20 protein-coding genes are annotated in these 19837 nt (G+C 65.1%); 9 read left to right on the top strand and 11 right to left on the bottom strand.

Annotated features, from left to right (window positions below):
- The first annotated feature begins 206 nt into the window (after positions 1–206).
- Positions 207–893, top strand: a complete 687-nt coding sequence (locus SB764_RS32335) for an orotate phosphoribosyltransferase (RefSeq protein WP_035534075.1) — start codon at positions 207–209, stop codon at positions 891–893.
- Positions 894–1011: 118 nt separating this feature from the next.
- Here the strand turns inward: SB764_RS32335 and SB764_RS32330 are convergent, their stop codons facing one another.
- A complete protein-coding gene (locus SB764_RS32330; protein WP_065061105.1) occupies positions 1012–1713 on the bottom strand; it encodes a response regulator transcription factor in 702 nt (233 codons plus the stop codon).
- A 307-nt stretch (positions 1714–2020) separates the two neighbouring features.
- Between SB764_RS32330 and SB764_RS32325 the strand changes: the two genes are divergently transcribed.
- From SB764_RS32325 to argC, 3 genes are all read left to right on the top strand, one after another.
- Positions 2021–2635 (top strand): YbhB/YbcL family Raf kinase inhibitor-like protein, encoded by a 615-nt coding sequence (locus tag SB764_RS32325; protein ID WP_065061124.1) that lies wholly within the window; start codon positions 2021–2023, stop codon positions 2633–2635.
- A 264-nt stretch (positions 2636–2899) separates the two neighbouring features.
- A complete protein-coding gene (locus SB764_RS32320) occupies positions 2900–3481 on the top strand; it encodes a flavodoxin family protein (RefSeq protein WP_065061107.1) in 582 nt (193 codons plus the stop codon).
- Between the two features lie 263 nt (positions 3482–3744).
- The gene (gene argC, locus SB764_RS32315; RefSeq protein WP_065061108.1) at positions 3745–4692 is read left to right on the top strand and encodes an N-acetyl-gamma-glutamyl-phosphate reductase; all 948 of its coding nucleotides are present in this window, start codon (positions 3745–3747) and stop codon (positions 4690–4692) included.
- A gap of 348 nt (positions 4693–5040) precedes the next feature.
- Here the strand turns inward: argC and SB764_RS32310 are convergent, their stop codons facing one another.
- A complete protein-coding gene (locus SB764_RS32310) occupies positions 5041–5460 on the bottom strand; it encodes a response regulator (protein WP_124262549.1) in 420 nt (139 codons plus the stop codon).
- A gap of 255 nt (positions 5461–5715) precedes the next feature.
- On the bottom strand, positions 5716–6591 hold the full coding sequence (locus SB764_RS32305; RefSeq protein ID WP_124262550.1) for an NAD(P)-dependent oxidoreductase: 876 nt from the start codon (positions 6589–6591) through the stop codon (positions 5716–5718).
- 86 nt (positions 6592–6677) lie between these two features.
- Here SB764_RS32305 and SB764_RS32300 point away from each other — a divergent pair, with 86 nt between their 5' ends.
- Complete coding sequence (locus SB764_RS32300) at positions 6678–7562, top strand: Mut7-C RNAse domain-containing protein (RefSeq protein WP_410865943.1); 885 nt, start codon at positions 6678–6680, stop codon at positions 7560–7562.
- 86 nt (positions 7563–7648) lie between these two features.
- Positions 7649–7924 carry a hypothetical protein gene (locus SB764_RS32295; protein WP_065061112.1) on the top strand — a complete coding sequence of 92 codons (276 nt, stop codon included), beginning with the start codon at positions 7649–7651 and terminating at the stop codon, positions 7922–7924.
- Positions 7925–8025: 101 nt separating this feature from the next.
- Here SB764_RS32295 and SB764_RS32290 read toward each other — a convergent pair whose 3' ends face one another.
- On the bottom strand, positions 8026–8247 hold the full coding sequence (locus SB764_RS32290) for a hypothetical protein (protein ID WP_065061113.1): 222 nt from the start codon (positions 8245–8247) through the stop codon (positions 8026–8028).
- 357 nt (positions 8248–8604) lie between these two features.
- Here SB764_RS32290 and SB764_RS32285 point away from each other — a divergent pair, with 357 nt between their 5' ends.
- Together SB764_RS32285 and SB764_RS32280 are read left to right on the top strand one after the other, a co-directional pair.
- Positions 8605–9609 carry a DMT family transporter gene (locus tag SB764_RS32285; protein ID WP_408591970.1) on the top strand — a complete coding sequence of 335 codons (1005 nt, stop codon included), beginning with the start codon at positions 8605–8607 and terminating at the stop codon, positions 9607–9609.
- Between the two features lie 123 nt (positions 9610–9732).
- Complete coding sequence (locus SB764_RS32280) at positions 9733–10635, top strand: aspartyl/asparaginyl beta-hydroxylase domain-containing protein (protein ID WP_065061114.1); 903 nt, start codon at positions 9733–9735, stop codon at positions 10633–10635.
- Between the two features lie 413 nt (positions 10636–11048).
- On the opposite strand, the gene SB764_RS32275 is transcribed toward SB764_RS32280, so the two are convergent.
- Both SB764_RS32275 and SB764_RS32270 read right to left on the bottom strand, forming a co-directional pair.
- The gene (locus SB764_RS32275; RefSeq protein ID WP_410865942.1) at positions 11049–11576 is read right to left on the bottom strand and encodes a CinA family protein; all 528 of its coding nucleotides are present in this window, start codon (positions 11574–11576) and stop codon (positions 11049–11051) included.
- An 84-nt stretch (positions 11577–11660) separates the two neighbouring features.
- Positions 11661–12404: an SIR2 family NAD-dependent protein deacylase gene (locus SB764_RS32270; protein ID WP_156773795.1), complete on the bottom strand. Its 744-nt coding sequence runs from the start codon at positions 12402–12404 to the stop codon at positions 11661–11663.
- A 162-nt stretch (positions 12405–12566) separates the two neighbouring features.
- Here SB764_RS32270 and SB764_RS32265 point away from each other — a divergent pair, with 162 nt between their 5' ends.
- The gene (locus SB764_RS32265) at positions 12567–12860 is read left to right on the top strand and encodes a hypothetical protein (protein ID WP_065061126.1); all 294 of its coding nucleotides are present in this window, start codon (positions 12567–12569) and stop codon (positions 12858–12860) included.
- A gap of 33 nt (positions 12861–12893) precedes the next feature.
- Here the strand turns inward: SB764_RS32265 and SB764_RS32260 are convergent, their stop codons facing one another.
- The 5 genes from SB764_RS32260 to ttcA form a co-directional block, all read right to left on the bottom strand.
- Entirely contained in the window at positions 12894–13523 is a 630-nt protein-coding gene (locus tag SB764_RS32260; protein WP_065061116.1) for a LemA family protein, read from the bottom strand.
- A gap of 78 nt (positions 13524–13601) precedes the next feature.
- Positions 13602–15059 carry a TPM domain-containing protein gene (locus SB764_RS32255; RefSeq protein WP_410865941.1) on the bottom strand — a complete coding sequence of 486 codons (1458 nt, stop codon included), beginning with the start codon at positions 15057–15059 and terminating at the stop codon, positions 13602–13604.
- A gap of 214 nt (positions 15060–15273) precedes the next feature.
- Complete coding sequence (gene glmS, locus SB764_RS32250; protein ID WP_110327900.1) at positions 15274–17103, bottom strand: glutamine--fructose-6-phosphate transaminase (isomerizing); 1830 nt, start codon at positions 17101–17103, stop codon at positions 15274–15276.
- 76 nt (positions 17104–17179) lie between these two features.
- Positions 17180–18541 (bottom strand): bifunctional UDP-N-acetylglucosamine diphosphorylase/glucosamine-1-phosphate N-acetyltransferase GlmU, encoded by a 1362-nt coding sequence (gene glmU, locus SB764_RS32245; RefSeq protein WP_321892259.1) that lies wholly within the window; start codon positions 18539–18541, stop codon positions 17180–17182.
- A 246-nt stretch (positions 18542–18787) separates the two neighbouring features.
- Complete coding sequence (gene ttcA / locus SB764_RS32240; protein ID WP_176079587.1) at positions 18788–19837, bottom strand: tRNA 2-thiocytidine(32) synthetase TtcA; 1050 nt, start codon at positions 19835–19837, stop codon at positions 18788–18790.

The raw sequence follows: 19837 nt of genomic DNA, 5'->3' as shown, positions 1-19837 counted from the left end.
TCGGCGCCCGTCAAGTCGGGTAAAATACCGGCCTACGCGCGCAAGAGAAGCCGTCCGGAGCGAGCGGGCCGTCTGAAGCCAAACCTCAGACGATCGACGCCCTCCAGACCGCGCACCGCAGGTTCCGTGCACACGAACCCGCCGTGCCAGCGCCACCGGGCCGAGCGCCCACCCTCCTCCGCACTCTCACATCCAAGGATTCGCCCATGACAGGCAACGATCGCCAGACGATCTCGGACGCAACCGCGAAAATGCTGCTCGAAGTGAAGGCCGTTCACTTCAACGCGGAAAAGCCCTTCATCTTCACTTCCGGCTGGGCGAGCCCGGTCTACATCGACTGCCGCAAGCTGATCTCGTACCCGCGCGTGCGCCGCGGCCTGATGGAAATGGCCGAAGCGACGATCCTGCGCGACGTCGGCTACGAGCAGATCGACGCCGTCGCCGGTGGCGAAACCGCGGGCATCCCGTTCGCGGCCTGGCTGTCGGACCGCCTGATGGTGCCGATGCAGTACGTGCGCAAGAAGCCGAAGGGTTTCGGCCGTAACGCGCAGATCGAAGGTCTGCTGACCGAAGGCCAGCGCGTGCTGCTGGTCGAAGACCTGACCACGGACAGCCGCAGCAAGATCAACTTCATCAACGCGCTGCGTACCGCGGGCGCGCAAGTGAACCACTGCTTCGTGCTGTTCCACTACAACATCTTCAAGGAAAGCGTCTCGGTCCTGAAGGACATCGACGTCGATCTGCACGCACTTGCCACGTGGTGGGACGTGCTGCGCGTCGCCAAGGAATCGGGCTACTTCGAAACGAAGACGCTCGACGAAGTCGAGAAGTTCCTGCACGCACCGGCCGAATGGTCGGCGGCGCACGGCGGCGCGACGTCGGCACCGCAGTAAATCGCTGCAATAAATCGCTGGATCAGCGCTGATCGCTTCGCGCGATCAGACTAAAAAGGCCATCCGCTTCACGGCGGATGGCCTTTTTTCATGTGCGTCCGATAAGCGGATAACGCGCTCAGGTCGCCCCGCCGCCCGGCACGCTCTCGTCCGGCACGTGCGCCGACAGATTGAGCAGCCCGTTGCTCTGCGCGTACTGAAAGAGTTCGGAGTCGCGGTCGAGTCCGAGCTTGCGCATGGCCGTGTTCTTCTGCGTGCTGATGGTCTTGATGCTGCGATTGAGCTTTTCCGAGATTTCCTTGATCGTCATGCCCGACACGAACAGACGCACCACCTCGAGCTCGCGCTTGGAGAGGATCACCTCCTCGCTCTTGCCGCCGCTGTTCATCCGCAGCGAATCGAGCGCGATCTTCACTTGCGGGCTCATATATTCGAGATTGCGGTGAACGTGCTGCACGGCGAGGCCGATATGACTGAGGTCGTCGGACTTGTGCACGACGGCGATCACGCCGAGTTCGCCCAGACGCTTGAGCAGCGCGGCGTTCTCGAGCATGGTCAGGACGACGATGGGAATCTGGGGATAGTTGCGGCGCAGATAGCCGATGAGCGGCAGGCCGTCACCGTACTGGCCGCCTGGCATCGCGAGATCGGTCACGAGAACGTCGCAGGGCGTGGTCTGCAGCGCCTTGACCAGTTCGGTGGACTGACGGGCGCGCGCGACGACCTGAATACCGGGAAACTTGAGCAGCGCATGCTCTGCGCCGAACAAGATCACCGGATGATCGTCCGCGACTACAACCCTGATTGGCTGCTGCTGCATCACCCCTCCTGTAGGCAGTCCTGCTTTGTGCTTGACTTCTGATTGCCTGCGCGCCTACGGAACTCCCCGTTCCCGACACTCTCCGACATCCATATCGACTCTTTCCTACAGCCTTGCATTGCGTTGCAGGCCACGCAGAAAAGCTCGCGACTATAGCCGATTTCCTCCTGCGCGAAGTGCTCGCGCAAGCGAAAGACATCGCAGGAATACCGTTATATTGAACGAAATTCGATCTGGCGCACAATTCAAATGCGCACTGTCGGAAATATCTGAGATGCACGCGTTCAACATACAGGAGAACCGGCTCATGCGTAATCGGCGTGTGACTGCTGCGCCCGCATTGACTGCAATCGCGCGCGCTTCCGTGATGGCCGTCAAGGCTGCGCGCGTGGGCGTCGCGCTGCTCTTGATCTGCGCGGGCGCTCGCGTGCAGGCCGCCGAGCACTTCGCCGTGAGCAGTGCGAACTGGCACGACGGCGCTCAGGTGGCCAGCGCGCAAATCTTCAACGAAAGCGGCTGCGAAGGCCGCAACCATTCGCCGCAACTGAGCTGGCGCAATGCGCCTGCCGGCACGCGCAGCTTCGCGGTCACCGTGTTCGATCCCGATGCGCCCGGGCGCGGCTGGTGGCACTGGGCCGTCGCCAACATACCCGCTCGCGTCGCCTCGCTACCCGAGAACGCGAGCGCGTCGGGTGCGCTGAAGAAACTCGGCGCGATCGAGGCGCGCAACGATTTCGGCGGCGACGGCTACGGCGGCCCCTGCCCGCCGCCTGGCAAACCGCATCGCTATGTCGTGACCGTCTACGCACTGCGCGTCGACAGACTCGCGCTCGCCCCGGGCCGCCCCGGCACGATGTTCGAGCACGAGATCGAAGGCGCGGCGCTCGGCAGCGCAACGATCACCGTCACGTACGGCCGCTGAGGACAGCGAACCTTTGCAAACGTTCGTTGCGCGACGCCGCGCATAACGCGCATAACCCGCATTTCGCACGTTTCAGACACGCCGGTCATGACGCGACGCATGACACGCCGATTACGTCGCACGCCGAAAAACTCTCCTACCGCCCGCTACGCGCCGCGGCGCGCGACAGCGCCGCGGAACTGGTTACCATGATGCGACGCCGCACGCGCGTGCGGCCCGTCCTGATCTGCCGTTCTCCGTCGTTCAACTTCACTGGAGCCAGTCATGTCCCGGATCGTCATTGCGTATCACAGCGGCTACGGCCACACGAAGAAACTCGCCGAAGCCGTGCACGCGGGCGTACAAGGCGCGGGCGCGCACGCGACGCTCATTGCCGTCGCCGACATCGACGATGCGGGCTGGGCCGAGCTCGACGCCGCCGACGCCATCATCTTCGGCGCGCCGACCTACATGGGCGGACCGTCCGCCGACTTCAAGAAGTTCGCCGACGCCAGCTCGAAAGCCTGGTTCACGCAGAAGTGGAAGGACAAGGTCGCGGCGGGTTTCACCAACTCGGCGACGATGAACGGCGACAAGTTCTCGACCATTCAGTACTTCGTAACGCTGTCGATGCAGCACGGCATGATCTGGACCGGCACCGGCATGCTGCCCGCCAACACGAAAGCGGCCACGCGCGACGATCTGAATTTCGTCGGCGGCTTCACCGGCCTGCTCGCGCAATCGCCCGCCGACGCCTCGCCCGACGAAGCGCCGCCTTCGGGCGATCTCGAAACCGCGAAAGCCTTCGGCACGCGCGTCGCCGCGGTAACGGAGCGCTGGCTCGCGGGGCGCGCGGCGTCAGCCTGAAGTCCCCTCCGCGCCCGATCACGTCGCGATTGGCGGCGGTTCGGCATGCGAACGTCTGACAGACGTTCGCGCCCCCTGACCGCGAATTGCCCTACTCGCTAAGCCAGATCCTCGGGTAAAGCCTGATTTTTTTCGGCCCCGCGTCACACGTGCGGCGGCATACGGTCTTAAAATACCGTTCCCGCGCCCCATCGGTGAGCGCGCAGCGACTCGCGCTGCGCGGCAGGCGGCGCCCGCAATCCCCGCGTTTCAGAGAGAGCGAGATGAGCACGAAAGTTTTTGTCGACGGACAGGAAGGCACGACCGGCCTGAAGATTTTCGAATACCTGTCGCAGCGCGCCGACGTCGAGATCCTGCGGATCGACGAGGCCAAGCGGAAGGACGTCGAGGAACGCCGTCGTCTCATCAACGCATCGGATGTGACCTTCCTGTGCCTGCCGGACGTGGCCTCGCGCGAATCGGCTTCGCTGGTCGAGAACGACCGCACGGTGCTGATCGACGCGAGCACGGCCTTCCGCACCCACGCCGACTGGGCTTACGGCCTGCCTGAACTGACCCGCGCGCAGCGCGAGAAAGTGCGCGCGTCGAAGCGCATCGCGGTCCCCGGCTGCCACGCTTCGGCATTCGTGCTGGCGATGCGCCCGCTCGTCGAGGCCGGTCTGGTCGCGCCCGGTTTCGCGGCGCACAGCTACTCGCTGACCGGCTACAGCGGCGGCGGCAAGAAGATGATTGCGGAGTACGAAGCAGGCGGCAATCCGAAGCTGATGAGCCCGCGCCCGTACGCGCTCGGCCTCACGCACAAGCATCTGCCGGAAATGGCGTTCCACGGCGGCCTCGAGCAGCCGCCCGTGTTCACGCCGATCGTCGGCCCGTTCTACAAGGGCCTCGCGGTCACGACCTATTTTTCGCCGAAGCAGCTCACGCGCCGCGCCGCGCCGCAAGACGTGCTCGCGCTGTACAGCGAGTACTACGCGGGCGAGCGCTTCGTGCGCGTGATGCCGTTCAACGCCGATGAGAATCTCGACAGCGGCATGTTCGACGTGCAGGCGAACAACGACAGCAATCGCGTCGACCTGTTCGTGTTCGGCAACGACGAGCAGTTCGTCACGGTCGCGCGCCTCGACAATCTGGGCAAGGGCGCCTCGGGCGCGGCGATCCAGTGTATGAACCTCGCGATCGGCGCGGCCGAAGACAGCGGCCTGAACGCATAAGGCCCCGGCAGCGCGGTTTTCGCGTCGCCAACAAAAAACCGGCTTCTCGGAGCCGGTTTTTTTACGTCCGCGCTTGGTCGACGCTTGAGTCCGCGAGTCGTGCGCAAGGCCGTGTGCAAAGTGCACAGGCGAAAAAAAGCCCGCCATGTTTGGCGGGCTGAATCCATATCAGAGGAGACATGGAGGAGACAAAGCGAAGTATATCGAACTACTTGGTGCGACGCAACATGTAAAGTAGTGTGGACCCTGAACGTTGCAATTTAGCAACATAATACGCGTCCTGAATTACCCGCAGATGATCTGGATATCGGGGCAAATCGATGGATGAGTGCGTGCGCCAACGCCGGCTTATCCGCCGATCATCGAGAGGATGAAAGTGAGCTGATCGAGCCCGACCGGACGCACGAGGTGGACATCGAAACCGGCCGCGAGCGCCTCGTCGCGATGCTGAGACTCGCCCCAGCCGCTCAGCGCGATCAGCAGCGGCAAGCGCGCTGGCGCCGCTTGTGCGCCGGGCGCGCCAGGCATGGCGGGCGCGACGCGAGTGACGCACGCCTCGCGCAGCCGCTGCACCAGCACGGCGAAATCGTCGCCATCGGCCAGCGACAGCGCGACGATCGCCACGTCGGGCGCAAACCGCGACGCCGCCTCGGCCGCGTCGTCGAGCGTGCGGGCCAGCGCGGTCGCGTACTGGAGGTCGGCCAGCAAGGTGCCGAGTCCCGTGAGCGACTTTTCGTCGTTATCGGCGATCAGAATGCGCGCTTCCATCCACCGTCTCCTGCGCCATTTCCCTCGCCGTCTCCCGGACTGCTCGTTTGCATCGCCGTCGCCCCGATGGTGTGGTGAGCGCGGCGCGCAATCGCAAGTGCACGGAATGCACCGGATGCCGCCGCGTTCTGTCCCACATTCTGCATATGCGCCCGGATGGGCTTTGTGCGTCAGCGCGCGGTCGTCTGATGATTTTGACCTGCGCGGCGCGTCGTCGGCTCCCGTGCTTGCGCCCCGAATGGTGCTGCGTGGCGCTCAGTCGCCCCGCCCCGCGCGCCGCGCCGACACCTTGCCGAGCACGGCGAAATCGCGGTCGCCGTCGCCGTGCGCGATCGCTTCGAGCAGACTGTCGCGCACCACGCTCGCAACCGGCAGCGGCGTCGATACCGCGTCGGCGGCCGCGAGCGCGAGGCGCACATCCTTGAGCCCGAGGCGCGCCTTGAAGAGCGCGGGCTCGTAGCGGCCCTCGGCAATCATGCCGCCGTAGCCCGCGTAGACCGGTCCCGGAAACGGCCCGCTCGTGACGACGTCGAGAAAATCGCGCATCGCGACGCCGTGTCCGCCCAGCAGCGCCGCCGCCTCGCCGAGTGTTTCCACGGCCGCGGCCAGCATGAAGTTCGCCGCCAGTTTCATCACGTTGGCCTGCGGCGCCAGCGCGCCGATGCGCCACGTTTTCTGGCCGATGGCGTCGAACAGCGGCTGCGCGCGGTCGATGGCCTCGGCCGCGCCCGCCGCGATGATCGTGAGCTTCGCCGCCGCAGCCGCGTCGGGCCGCCCGAGCACCGGCGCCGCCACGTAGTGCAGACCGCGCTCGGCGTGTTCGCGCGCGAGCGTTTCGGCGAGCGCGACCGAAATCGTCGCCATGTTCACGTGCACGAGGCCGCGCGCGGCGCCGGCAAGCAGCGCGGCGTCGATCACTTCGCGCGTGGCCGCGTCGTCGGCGAGCATCGAGAGCACGGCGTCGCCCGCGAAAGCCTCGGCCGGCGTGGCGACCACGCGCGCGCCCGCGGCGGCCAGCGCGTCGGCCTTCGCCGCCGTGCGGTTCCAGACCCGCACCGTGTGTCCCGCCTTCAGCAGGTTGGCGACCATTGCGCCGCCCATTTCGCCGAGGCCGATAAAGCCGATGTCCATCTCATGCTCCTTGTAGTGGGAACCGGCAGTAGAGCACAGCGCGACGGCATCTGCAGCGCGCCGGGAGCAGTGCCATACTGGCCGGCATGACCACCGCCGTCACCGCCACCTTCCGCTTTTACGAGGAGCTGAACGACTTCCTCGCGAAACCGCTGCGCCGGCGCGACTTCCGCTGCGCGTGCGCGCGCGACGCCACGGCCAAGCACATGATCGAAGCGCTCGGCGTGCCGCATACGGAAGTCGAACTGATCCTCGTGAACGGCGAATCGGTGGGTTTCGAGCATCCGCTCGCGGACGGCGACCGCGTGGCCGTCTATCCAAAATTCGAGGCGCTCGACATCCGGCCGCTGCTGCGGGTGCGGGCGGAACCGCTGCGCGAGCCGCGCTTCATCGCCGATGCGCATCTGGGCGGCCTCGCGCAACTGCTGCGGCTCGCGGGCTTCGACACGCTCTACGACAACCATTTCGCCGACAACGCCATCGAACAACTGGCCGGCGCCGAGCATCGCATCGTCCTCACGCGCGACCGCGAACTGCTCAAGCGGCGCGGCATCACGCACGGCTGCTACGTGCGCGCGCTCAAGCCGCGTGCGCAACTCGACGAGATCGTCGAGCGCCTGGATCTGGCCGCGAGCGCGCGGCCGTTTCGCCTGTGCCTGATGTGCAACGCGCCGCTGCGGCGCATCGCGCGCGACGAAGTGAGTGCGCGCGTGCCGCCGGGCGTGTTCGAGCGCCACACGCGTTTCGTGACCTGCGACGTCTGCGAGCGCGTATTCTGGGAAGGTTCGCACTGGCGCCGCATGCGCACGCTGATCGACGATGTGACGGGCCGGCCGCCCGCGAAACCGCCCGCGAAACCGCCCGCGAAACCGCCCGCGAAACCGGCCGCGCCACCGCCCTCGCCCACGGACGCCGCCGCCACGCAAGCGCCGCTCACCGATGCCGACGGCGACATCGCCTCGCCTGGCTGAGTTGGCGCCCCGCCCGATCACCGCGATGGACGCGCGCCCGGGTTTGCGTACAATGCGCGCCACCGCCCAACTCCGGAGCCGCACACATGGCCATGAAGAAGTTCGACCTTGAGAAAAACAAGGCGCTGAAATTGATGCAAAGCACCCACAAGGCCAGCCCCGACCGCTTCGGCAAGGGCTCGTCCGACGCCCCGCTCGACCGTCGCGAGCAGCGCAAGCTCGATCAGGCTGCGGGCCTCGTGCCGTTCGCCTGCAAGCTGAACGCCGATCTCGTCGCGAAGCTCAAAACGCGCGCCGAGACGCATCCCGAAGGCATGACCGGTCTGCTGACCGAACTGCTCGAAGCCGCGCTCGCGAAGTAAGCACCGCCAGGCGCAAAAAAGGGACAAAAAAAGCCAGAGCATTGCTCTGGCTTTTTTCTTTGCAGCAAGGACTGCGTCGCGCGGACGAGCCGCGCAGCCGCTTAGTTCTGCGTGCCCTTGTCGCTCGTGCCGGCAGCCGAAGCCGCTTCCTCGACCTTGGCGCGCTTGCCGTGGTGCTTGAGCTTCTTGTGCTGCTTCTTGGCCTTGGCCGGTGCGCTGGCTGCCGGAGCGGCCGCGGCGGGCGCCGAAGCTTCCTGGGCGATTGCCTGAACCGAAATCAGTGCGACGGATGCTGCGATAAGCGAGGCGAGAATCTTTTTCATCTGATGTTCCCCAAACCTGACAAATATGACCGGCACGTTGTAAATGGGTACGGCATGAAGGCGATTCGCTCCGCTGGCCGATCTGGGCGGGCGTTTCGCGCGAAGCAGTATTACGCAGCGTAGGCGGTTTGTCATCCGCAAACGGGGCGGTGTATTTTCGGGGAGACAACTCGCTTTCAATTCGGATACGATCGGGATTTCGCACGTCCGTTTCATTGTGCTTTCCCGGGTTTTCCTGGCCGCGCCTGCCTGCGCGCGTGCTGTCGCCAGGGCTTGCCTCGCCGTGCCTCGCATCGCCCGAACCGAGATTTCCGCTTGAACTCCGCCTCCCGCCAACACCTGCGCGCCAATCTGCTGATGCTGGCCGCCGCCATGATCTGGGGCTCCGCCTTCGTCGCCCAGCGACTGAGCCTCGACGCCATCGGTCCGTTTCTTTTCACCGGCATCCGCTTTTTGCTCGGTGCGCTGGTCGTCTCGGTGTTTGTGTTCGCGCTGCGGCGCGGGCGGCGTTCCGGCAGCGATCACAACGATCAGCGCGGCGATGCCAGCACCGCGGCTTTCATCGCTCGACGCCCGCTCTTCGACGCCGCCTTGCTGCGCGACGGCGCGATCCTCGGCCTCGTGCTCGCCGTGGCGATCTCCCTGCAGCAGATCGGCCTGCGCTACACGAAGATCGCCAACGCGGGTTTCATCAGCTCGCTTTACGTCGTGATCGTGCCGATGCTCGGCGTCCTGCTGCGCCATCACACCGGTCCGGGCACGTGGATCGGTGCGGCGCTCGCCGCCGTCGGGCTCTATCTGCTCAGCATCAACGAGCATTTCTCGATCATGTATGGGGACTGGTATCAGCTCGGCTGCGCGCTCGTGATCAGCATTCAGGTGATGCTCGTGAGCCATTACGCGCCGCGTCACGATCCGCTCGCGCTCTCGATTGCCCAGTTCGTGGCGTGCGGGCTCGTGTGCCTCGCGATCGGTCTCGCCGTCGAACCGCTGCGCCTCGCCGATCTCCTGCGCGCCGCGCCCGCGATTCTGTATGGCGGCGCGCTGTCCGTGGGCGTGGGCTACACCATCCAGGTGGTCGCGCAACGCGACGCCACGCCCGCGCACGCAGCCGTGATCTTCAGCATGGAAGGCGTGTTCGCCGCGCTCGCCGGCTGGGCCGCGCTCGGAGAAACGCTCAGCACGCGCGCGCTCATGGGCTGCGCGCTGATGCTCGCCGGTCTGCTCGCCTGCCAGTTATTACCTGCTGCGCGTAAAAACACTTTATCGGCTGCGGCAATAAACGACGCGAATAGGCCAGTCGATAATCCCATCGATATTCCCGCTCATACACGGGAAACGCGCCACGCAGAATCGGCCTGAATACGCGGCACGCATTACGCCGCGTTAGCGTCACGCTTTCAAGCGCCTTGCCCGCTTGCCAGCGTATTTTAGTAACAACTCGTAAAATTATTTAAGCGTAATTTTAACTACGGGTTGATTGCAATGCGTTGGGCTGTTCTCTTTCTGTTTCTGCTGTGCGCCATCTATACGCACTGGCGCGGCAAGGCGCGCCACGGCAGTTTCTTTCGCCAGCTCGGCGACCATTCCACGTTCATGGCGCCGCTCAATGGTTTCGCGTACTTTTTCTCGAAAGTGCCGAATACGCCTTATATCGAGCCGACGCATTTTCCCGAACTTGCGTTGCTCAAATCGGAATGGCGGACGTTTCGCGCCGAAGCGCTCGCGCTTCAGGAAGCAAGCCGCATTTCCGCTTCGGACAAATACAACGACATTGGCTTTAATTCGTTTTTCCGCACCGGCTGGAAACGCTTTTATCTGAAGTGGTATGACCGGCCGCATCCGTCGGCGGCGCAATTATGTCCGCGCACGATCGAGATCCTGCAGCGGATTCCGTCCGTGAAGGCCGCGATGTTCGCGATGCTGCCCGCCAATGGCTCGCTCAATCCGCATCGCGATCCGTTTGCCGGGTCGCTGCGTTATCACCTCGGTCTGATCACGCCGAACGACGACCGTTGCGCGATCGTCGTCGACGGCGTGCCTTATTCCTGGCGCGACGGCCAGGACGTGGTGTTCGACGAGACCTATCTGCATCACGCGCACAACACGACGCAGCACGACCGCATCATTCTGTTCTGCGATATCGAGCGGCCGATGAAGTATCGCTGGGCGCAATCGTTGATGAGCACCGTGGGCGGCGTTCTGATGCGCGCCGCCGCTTCGCCGAATGAAACCGGCGATCGCACCGGCGGACTCAATCGCGCATTCCGCTACGTGTATTCGGTGCGGCTTGCGGGCAAGCGCCTCAAGGCATGGAATCGCACCGTGTATTACGTGGTGAAGTGGGCGCTCTTTGGCGGCATCGCGCTGGCGATTTTCTGGCACTGAACGCACGCGCTCGAACACATGGCGCTGCCCGCGGGCAGCGCTTTTTTTTATCCACGCGATTCACGCGGGGTTTCACATGGCTATCCACAACGCGTTCACGCCGGCGCAGAGTTATCCACGCCAGGCTCTGGACAAACTGGGGACGACCTGGCGAATCGTCTGTGGATCGATTCTTGATAACTTCGCTTGAGCGATCCAGGCTGAAAAAGTTATCCGCACGGTTCGGCAGGCATCCATCGATTGTCCGCATAGCTGTCCGTCTTGCATCGGATTGAACGCAAAAAGAAATACCGCGTTATCCACAGGAAATGCCAGGGCTTGTTAACTGTTACTACGTATACATATATTTATTGATATCCCTAAGAGGATAAAGCGCCGCCAGGCCGCGAATCGCGCGACGCACGCTTGCCGCTTCAACGCGCAAGGTTCAACGAATCGACAAAACGCGGGAGCCCGAGCAACGCGCGTCGCGCAATCGAGCGCTTGACCTCCGCACCGCGTCCCGCGAACAACACCGTCTCGCTCGCGCTCGACACACCGTCGCGATGCCTGCACGCCCACGCCAAACCGTGCGCCGCCGCCGCGCGCCCGTCCTGATCCGCGCTGAGCCAGCCCACGCTCGCGAACGCGACGCTCGCAACGCCCCCCACACCGCCCGCCCGCGCACCGAGCAGCGCTTCGGCCAACGCACGCGCGAGCGCCGCGTTCTGCGCCGTATCGCCCGGTTGCGCTTCTGCCTGGCTTGCCGAGACCGCTGCGATGCCCGGCAACCGCGCCAGCGCGGCACGCGTGTGCGCGACGAGCGTGACGTCGAGACACGTCTCGGCGCCGGGCTGATCGGCAAGCATCGTCGCGATATGACCGGCCGTGCAGGTTTCGAGACTCGCGAGCACGAGTCCGCGCGACTTCAGATAGCCGACGATCTGCTTCGAAATGTTCATGATCCGATTCCGCAATAAAAAAGGCGTGCGGCCAGAAAGCCCGCACGCCCGATGGCGTATGACACGCGACGCAACGTGCGTGCGTCAGCCGCCGTTCATCATGCGCGCGACGGTGTCGTCGAGATTGCGCAGGCCCACGGTCGCAGGCTCGCTTTCGACGACGCCGAAAAACTCCGTGCGCCGCGGCGAAGGATCGACGAGAAAATTGCGCGCGTGCTGACCGTAGCGCGCAGGCGGCAGCAGACGCTCGGGCGGAATCACCTCGAACGCGGTGCCGATGGCGATGAACAGATCGTCGTCGTTCATCGACTGCTGGATGCGCCACAGCGTTTCGTACTCGGGCGCGGCTTCGTTGAAGAACACCACGCCGGGCTTCACGCCTTCGACTTCGCCGCACGACGGGCACGCCGCGCCCGCGTCGAGGCTCGCGCCGCGCGCCGGGAAGCGATAGTCGCAGTCTGTGCAGAGCAGCGAGATCATGTCGCCGTGCAGATGCGTGACGTGGCGTGCGCCCGCCTGCTCGAGCAGCCCGTCGATGTTCTGCGTGACGAGATGGACGCGCTCGGTGCCCCACGTCTGCTGCCACTGCGCGAGCAGCGTGTGCGCCTCGTTGGGACGCGCGTCCGCGCATTCGGCGATGCGCTGGTTGTAGAAGCGGAACACCGCCGCGCGATTGCGCCGCCACGTGAGGTAGTTGCAGACTTCGTCGATGCTGTGGCGCGTCCAGATGCCGTCGCCGGTGCGGAAGGTGGAGATGCCGCTTTCCGCCGACAGTCCCGCGCCGGAAAACACGAACAGGCGCGGCAGGGATGATTGCAATTCGGGCACGTACGCCTCCTTGACTCGATGGCCGCCATTATGGCGCACGCTTTACAGACAGTTACAGCAGAGACCGCCGCGTTTCACCCTTGAATGATTTCACTTTCTAGTATCGCGCCATCACGGACGCATTGCGCGTCCGATTCCTACTAGACGATGGACAAATACACCATGAAACGCGCACTGATTCTGACCGCATTGGGGTTGAGCCTCGCCGCCGCATCGGGCGCGGCGGCGGCGCATACCGATTTCAACGTGATGCTGGGCGTGCCGGTCGCGCCGGTCTACGTCGCGCCGCCGCCTCCGCCGCCGGTGGTCTACCAGGAAGCGCCCGTTGCGTACGCGGCGCCCGCGTATGGCTATGGTTATCGCGACGACGGTTGGGATCACGACGACGATCGCCGCTGGCACGATCACGGCCGTCATCGCGGCTGGGACAAGCACCACCGCGACGACGACGAGTAATGCGCGATTGACAGGCGATGGCTACGCCGCGGCTTATTGCGCGGCGCTTTGTGACGCCGCCCGGAGCGCGCCGGGCGACGAGAAATCGAGTTTCGGCGCGCTGGAAATCGCGGCCTCGTTCGCCACGCCGAAGTTCGGCCGCGGTTGATAGCCGAGCGTGCGCGCCACGATCACGCCGGGAAACTGGCGAATCTGCACGTTGTACTGCTGCACCGCGTGGATATAGCGTCCGCGCGCCACGGTAATGCGGTTCTCCGTGCCTTCCAGCTGCACCTGCAGATCCTGGAACAGCTTGTCCGCCTTGAGTTGCGGATAGTTCTCCGACACGACCATCAAGCGGCTCAGCGCATTGGTCAGGTCGCCCTGACGCGCATCGAACGCCGCGAGCGCATTCGGGTCCTTCGCCATCTCCGGCGTCATTTGCACGCTGCCGACGCTCGCGCGCGCCTGCGCGACCTGCGTCAGCACAGCCTGTTCGTGTGCGGCGTAGCCCTTCACGGCGGCGGCGAGGTTCGGCACCAGATCGGCGCGGCGCTGATACTGGTTCAAGACTTCCGACCAGGCCGCGTTGACGTCTTCGTCCGACGACTGGATCGCGTTATAGCCGCAGCCCGCGAGCGGTGCGAGGATCAGACAAGCCAGCAGAATGCGCAGCCACTTCATGAGTTCGATTCCTGTCGAGAGCCCGTTGCGGGCGAGTTGAGAAAAATTCGCTTGTGCGTGTGCGTGTGAGCGCGCGTTTCACCAGTTGCCCGATGCGCCGCCGCCGCCGCTCGAACCGCCGCCACCGCCCCAGCCGGAATCGTCGTCCGAGGAGCGGGAGCTTCTGCTGAACCACGAGCCCGACGATGACGACGACGAGTTCGACGACAGATCGATGCCCATGATCTTCGCGACGATCCAGCCGATCACGACGAACCCCGCCAGCACGACGAACGCCGCGATGCCGAGCGCGTCGGCGAATCCGACACCGGTGGCGCACACGAAGGCCGTCACCAGCGCGTAGATGCCCCCACCGATCGCCGTCCATTTGCGCACGCCTGCCCAGCTGTACAGTGCCATACCAAGCGCACACGGCAGGAAGCCGACGAATGCGCCGCCAATCAGCACCGTGACGAGATCGTCGGGGCCGGGCGGCAGCCAGACGATCAGCAGCAGTATCGTGGCGACCAGTCCGGTGACGAGCGGCCAGACTGGGAAGCCGAGGTCGAACTCGCGCCGCGGTCGGCGTGGCGGCCTGCTGTTGCCTGTCTCGTTAGCTATTTTGTTAGTTGCGTTTTTATCGGATTGATCGTTGCCCGCGCGCTCGGCTGCCGTTGCATCGGCTTCGGCCTTCGCCCGCGCTCGCCGGTTGGTGTCGATGCGACTGCCGATCACGCCCAGCAGCAGATTCACGAAAGCCAGTCCGAGCCAGAGAAGCGGCCCGTCATAGCGGGTAGGCGGAGCGAGCATGGGCGGCGTGCGCATCGATGCGGCGGAGGCGGAATCGGCGGTATTGGCGGTATTGGCGGTATTGGCGTCCGGACTCGCCGCGCTTTCATCCGCCGTCGCATCGGGCGTGGACGCGCCTGTCTGTTCGGGGTCCGCCAAGCGTTGCGTCAGCGAATCGACGGCCGCGCTGATGCCCGCTTCGAAGTTGTTCTCGCGGAACGCCGGCACGATGCGTTCGCGAATGATGCGCCCCGCGATCACGTCGGGAATCGTGCCTTCAAGGCCATAGCCCACCTCGATGCGCACGTGATGATCGTGCAGCGCGGCCACGAGCAGGATGCCGTTGTCGGTCTTCTTCTGGCCCAGCTTCCATTGCTCGAAGATCTGCGTCGCGTACTGTTCGATGCTCACGTCGCCGGTGCTGGGCACGAGGAGCACGGCGAGCTGGTCGCCGGTCTGCTGTTCGAGCGCGGCGAGGCGGCGCGTCAGATCGGCTTTGCAAACGCTTGAGAGCGCGCCAGTGAGGTCGGTGACGCGTCCCTTGGGGTGCGGGAGCGAATCGGCGCTGAGGACCGTAGCGGCGAGCGGCGCCGTGTCGGCTTGCGTGCAGGCGTCAGCGTTTGCCTCGCTGTTCGCGACGACGCTTGCGGCGTCGCCGGATGCCGCACCGTTGTCGACGGCACTGCCCGCTCCATTGACGCCATCATTGCCGCCCGCATGCGCCGCCACGCAGATCAGCAGCGCCGCCAGCCATCCCAGTCGAATCATTCCGCCTCGTCCTCGCAATCGCGCGCTTCCCTATCTGTCAGAGGAAAGCGATTTGGCGCCAGTCTGCACCAAACCGGGCCCGCTGCAAACGATCTATGCCGATTGCATCAACGAGGCCTTTTCGCGCTGCACGAAGCGAAAAACCAATAAAAAAGCGCCGGATTTTCATCCGGCGCTTCTCAGGCAGCAGAGCGCGGCCGCAGCCGCTCCCGCGTTACTCCACCGTCACCGACTTCGCGAGATTGCGCGGCTTGTCCACGTCGGTGCCGCGCGCACAGGCCGTGTGATACGCGAGCAATTGCAGCGGCACCACGTGCAGGATCGGCGAAAGCAGGCCGTAGTGCTCCGGCATGCGGATCACGTGGATGCCCTCTTCGCTCGTGATGTGCGTGTCGGCGTCGGCGAACACGTAAAGCTGGCCGCCGCGCGCGCGCACTTCCTGCATGTTCGACTTGAGCTTTTCCAGCAGCGCGTCGTTCGGCGCGACCGTGACCACCGGCATCGCTTCCGTCACGAGCGCGAGCGGGCCGTGCTTGAGCTCGCCCGCCGGATACGCTTCCGCGTGGATGTACGAGATTTCCTTGAGCTTGAGCGCGCCTTCGAGCGCGATCGGGTAATGCAGCCCACGGCCGAGGAACAGCGCATTTTCCTTGCGCGCGAACTCCTCAGACCACGCGATGATCTGCGGCTCCAGCGCGAGCACGCCGTTGAGCGCGGCGGGCAGATGGCGCAGCAGCTTCAGATACGCGGTTTCCTGCTCCGCGCTCACGTGGCCGCGCAGCTTGCCGAGCGTGACCGCGAGGATGAACAGGCCGACCAGCTGCGTGGTGAACGCCTTGGTCGATGCCACGCCGATCTCGCGGCCCGCGTGCGTGAGGAACTTGAGTTCGGTGAGGCGCACCATCGCGCTCGTCGCCACGTTGCAGACGGCGAGCGTGTGCGCCATGCCGAGCGATTGCGCGTGCTTGAGCGCCGCGAGCGTGTCGGCGGTTTCGCCCGACTGCGAAATGGTGACGACCAGCGCGCGCGGATTCGGCACCGACTCGCGGTAGCGGTACTCGCTGGCGATTTCGACGTCGGTGCGGATCTTCGCGACCGATTCGAGCCAGTACTTCGCCGTGAGGCCCGCATAGTAGCTCGTGCCGCACGCGAGAATCAGGATGCTGTCGATGCCCTTGAACACCTCGGCGGCGTTCTCGCCGAACAGGTCGGCGTCGAAGGTGTCGGCGGCCGGGATCGTGTCGGAAATCGCGCGCGGCTGCTCGAAGATTTCCTTCTGCATGTAATGGCGATACGGCCCGAGTTCGACCTCGCCGCCATAGCCGCCGTAAGCCTGCACGTCGCGCGTTTCGCGCGTGACGATGTTGCCCTGACGGTCGGCGATACGCACGCCTTCGAGCGTGATTTCGCAGACGTCGCCTTCTTCGAGGTAGCTCACGCGCTCGGCGCTGCCCGCGATGGCGAGCGCGTCGGAAGCGATGAAGTTTTCGCCCTTGTTGCCGTAGCCGACCACGAGCGGCGAACCCGCGCGCGCGCCCACGACCGTATGCGGCTGATCCTTGTGCACGACGCCGATCGCATACGCGCCCGCGAGCTGCTGCACGGCTTCGCGCACGGCGGCGAACAGATCGCCTTGATAGAGGCTGTGAATCAGGTGCGCGATGACTTCGGTATCGGTCTGCGAGACGAACTCGTAGCCCTTGGCCTTGAGCATCTCGCGCAGCGCTTCGTAGTTTTCGATGATGCCGTTGTGCACGATCGCCAGCGCGTTGCGCGAGAAGATCGGATGCGCGTTGTTGACGGTCGGCGCGCCGTGCGTGGCCCAGCGCGTGTGCGCGATGCCGGTGACGCCTTCGAAGTGCGCCTCGCGCACCTGTTCGTCGAGCTCGGCCACGCGCGCGACGCTGCGCACGCGCTGCGGGCCTTCGGCCGTCACGATGGCGACGCCGCACGAGTCGTAGCCGCGATATTCGAGCCGCCGCAGTCCTTCGATGAGAACGGGGACGATGTTACGTTGCGCTACTGCGCCGACGATGCCGCACATGGAATTCGATCCTTTGCAATGAGAGGCGGGGCGCTGCGCGCGCGTTCGCGGCGCGGCGCCCGAAGTGTCCTGCCGTTCAGCTTTTTTTCTTCACCGGACGAACGTAGCCGGTTTTCGCGATCTGGGTTTTCTCGTTGAGCGCCAGCGTGTCCGCCGGCACGTCCTTCCAGACCGTGGTGCCCGCCGCGATGGTCACGCCGCGGCCCACGCGCACGGGCGCGACGAGCTGCGTATCCGAGCCCACGAAGACGTGATCTTCGATGACGGTGCGATGCTTGTTCGCGCCGTCGTAGTTGCAGGTGATGGTGCCCGCGCCGATGTTCACGCCCGCGCCCACGTCGGCGTCGCCCACGTAGCTCAGGTGATTCGCCTTCGAGCCGAGCCCGATGTTCGCGTTCTTCACTTCGACGAAGTTGCCCACGTGCACTTCGTCGGCGAGCTTCGCGCCCGGACGCAGACGCGCGTAAGGACCGAGCACGGCCTTCGCGCCCACGCTGGCGCTTTCGATGTGCGTGTAGGCGTCCACGCGCGTGCCCGCGCCGATTTCGGCGTCGCGGATCACGCAGTTCGGACCGATGTGCACGTTGTCGCCGATGGTGACCGTGCCTTCGAACACGCAGTTCACGTCGATGAACACGTCGCGGCCGCACGAGATCGAGCCGCGCAGGTCGAAGCGCGCCGGATCGGCGAGCGTGACGCCGCCCGCGAGCAGCGTGTCGGCGGCATTGCGCTGATAGACGCGTTCGAGCACGGCCAGTTGCTGCTTGCTGTTCACGCCGAGCGTTTCCCATTCGGCGTCGGGCTGCGCGGTCACGACCGCGTGACCCGCGGCGATCGCGGATTCCACCACGTCGGTCAGGTAATACTCGCCCTGGGCGTTGTCGTTCTTGAGCGCGTCGAGCCAGCCCGCGAGCGGCGCCGTGGGCGTGACGACGATGCCCGTGTTGATCTCGTCGATCAGGCGTTCGTCGTCGTCGGCATCTTTCTGCTCGACGATGCGCACGACCTCGCCGGTCGCGCCGCGCACGATGCGGCCATAGCCGGTCGGGTCGTCGAGCGTGACGGTGAGAATGCCGTAAGCGTTTTCGCCCGCGGCGCCGGTCAGGCGCCTGAGCGTGGACGCGCGCGTGAGCGGCACGTCGCCGTAGAGCACGAGCGTCGGCACGGACGGATCGAGCAGCGGCAGTGCCTGCGCGAGCGCGTGGCCGGTGCCGAGCTGCTGTTCCTGTAGCGCGAACTGCACGTCGGGGGCGCCGACCGCGGCACGCACGGCGTCGCCGCCATGGCCGATCACCACGACGAGGCGCGTGGGCGACAGCGTGCGGGCGGTATCGATGACGTGCGAGAGAAGCGGCTTGCCAGCCAGCGGATGCAGCACTTTGGGCAGCGCGGAGTGCATGCGTTTGCCCATGCCTGCCGCGAGGATCACGATGTTCATTGCATCGGTGACTTGAGAGGGAAAGAAGCGATCGATTCTAGCATGGGGGGTATCCCCAAGACGCCTTGCGGGCAAGCCTTTGCCGCCGATTCACCGTGTTTCGCACACACTTTTACAAGCGTGTTGCGCGCAGGCCGCATCGCATGAAAAAACGGCCCGCGTGAGAGCACGCCGGGCCGTTCGGGGTCGGAAGCGGATTGCGCGAGGCGCAGGTGCCGCGTTGTGTCGCTTTGCGCCGCGCTTCGATCAGAGATCGTCGAACGGCGTGAACTTGAGCGTCGCGCCGTCGGTCGACGCGGGCGTGTCGGTCGAGCACGGTTCCTCGTCGAAGGCGATGTCGCCGTTCGGGTCTTCGACGCCCGTCGCGCGCAGATCCTTGAAGCCGAACAGCGAGGCGTCCATCAGATGCGAGGGCACGACGTTGCCGAGCGCGTTGAACATGTTCTCGATGCGGCCCGGGAAACGCTTGTCCCAGTCGCGGATCAGCGCCTTCATTTCCGCGCGCTTGAGGTTCGGCTGGCTGCCGCACAGATTGCACGGAATGATCGGAAATTCGCGCAGTTCCGCGTACTTTTCCAGATCGACTTCCTTCACGTAGGCGAGCGGGCGGATCACGATGTTCTTGCCGTCGTCCGACTGCAGCTTGGGCGGCATGCCCTTGAGCTTGCCGCCGTAGAACATGTTCAGCAGCAGCGTTTGCAGGATGTCGTCGCGATGGTGGCCGAGCGCGATCTTGGTCGCGCCCAGCTCGCCCGCCACGCGGTACAGAATGCCGCGGCGCAGACGCGAGCACAGCGAACACGTGGTCTTGCCCTCGGGCACGAGGCGCTTGACGATGCTGTACGTATCCTGGTTCTCGATGTGATACGGCACGCCGATCTTGTCGAGATACGCGGGCAGGATGTGCTCCGGAAAGCCCGGCTGCTTCTGGTCGAGATTGACCGCGACGATCTCGAAGTCGATCGGCGCGCGCTCGCGCAGGCGCATCAGCACGTCGAGCATGGCGTAGCTGTCCTTGCCGCCGGACAGGCAGACCATCACCTTGTCGCCCTGCTCGATCATGTTGTAGTCGCCGATCGCCTGGCCGACCTGTCGCACGATGCGCTTGTAGAGCTTGTTGTTCTCGTAGGCTTCTTTCTGCTCGCGGCGCGTGAGCGCGCGGCGGCCGCCTTCCTCGCCGTTGTCGGCACCATCGGCACCGTCGGCGTTATCGGCTTGTTCCGGGCTTGCGATGTGCTCGGCGGCGAGCGTGGCTTCGGCGGCCTCGGCCGTGGCCAGCGTATCGGGGGCGTTCAT

Origin of the sequence: Paraburkholderia sp. SIMBA_027, assembly GCF_046535315.1 — a bacterium.
GTDB lineage: Bacteria > Pseudomonadota > Gammaproteobacteria > Burkholderiales > Burkholderiaceae > Paraburkholderia > Paraburkholderia tropica.
Note: the sequence above shows the minus strand (reverse complement) of the source record. Positions and strands in the feature narration are given on the sequence as shown.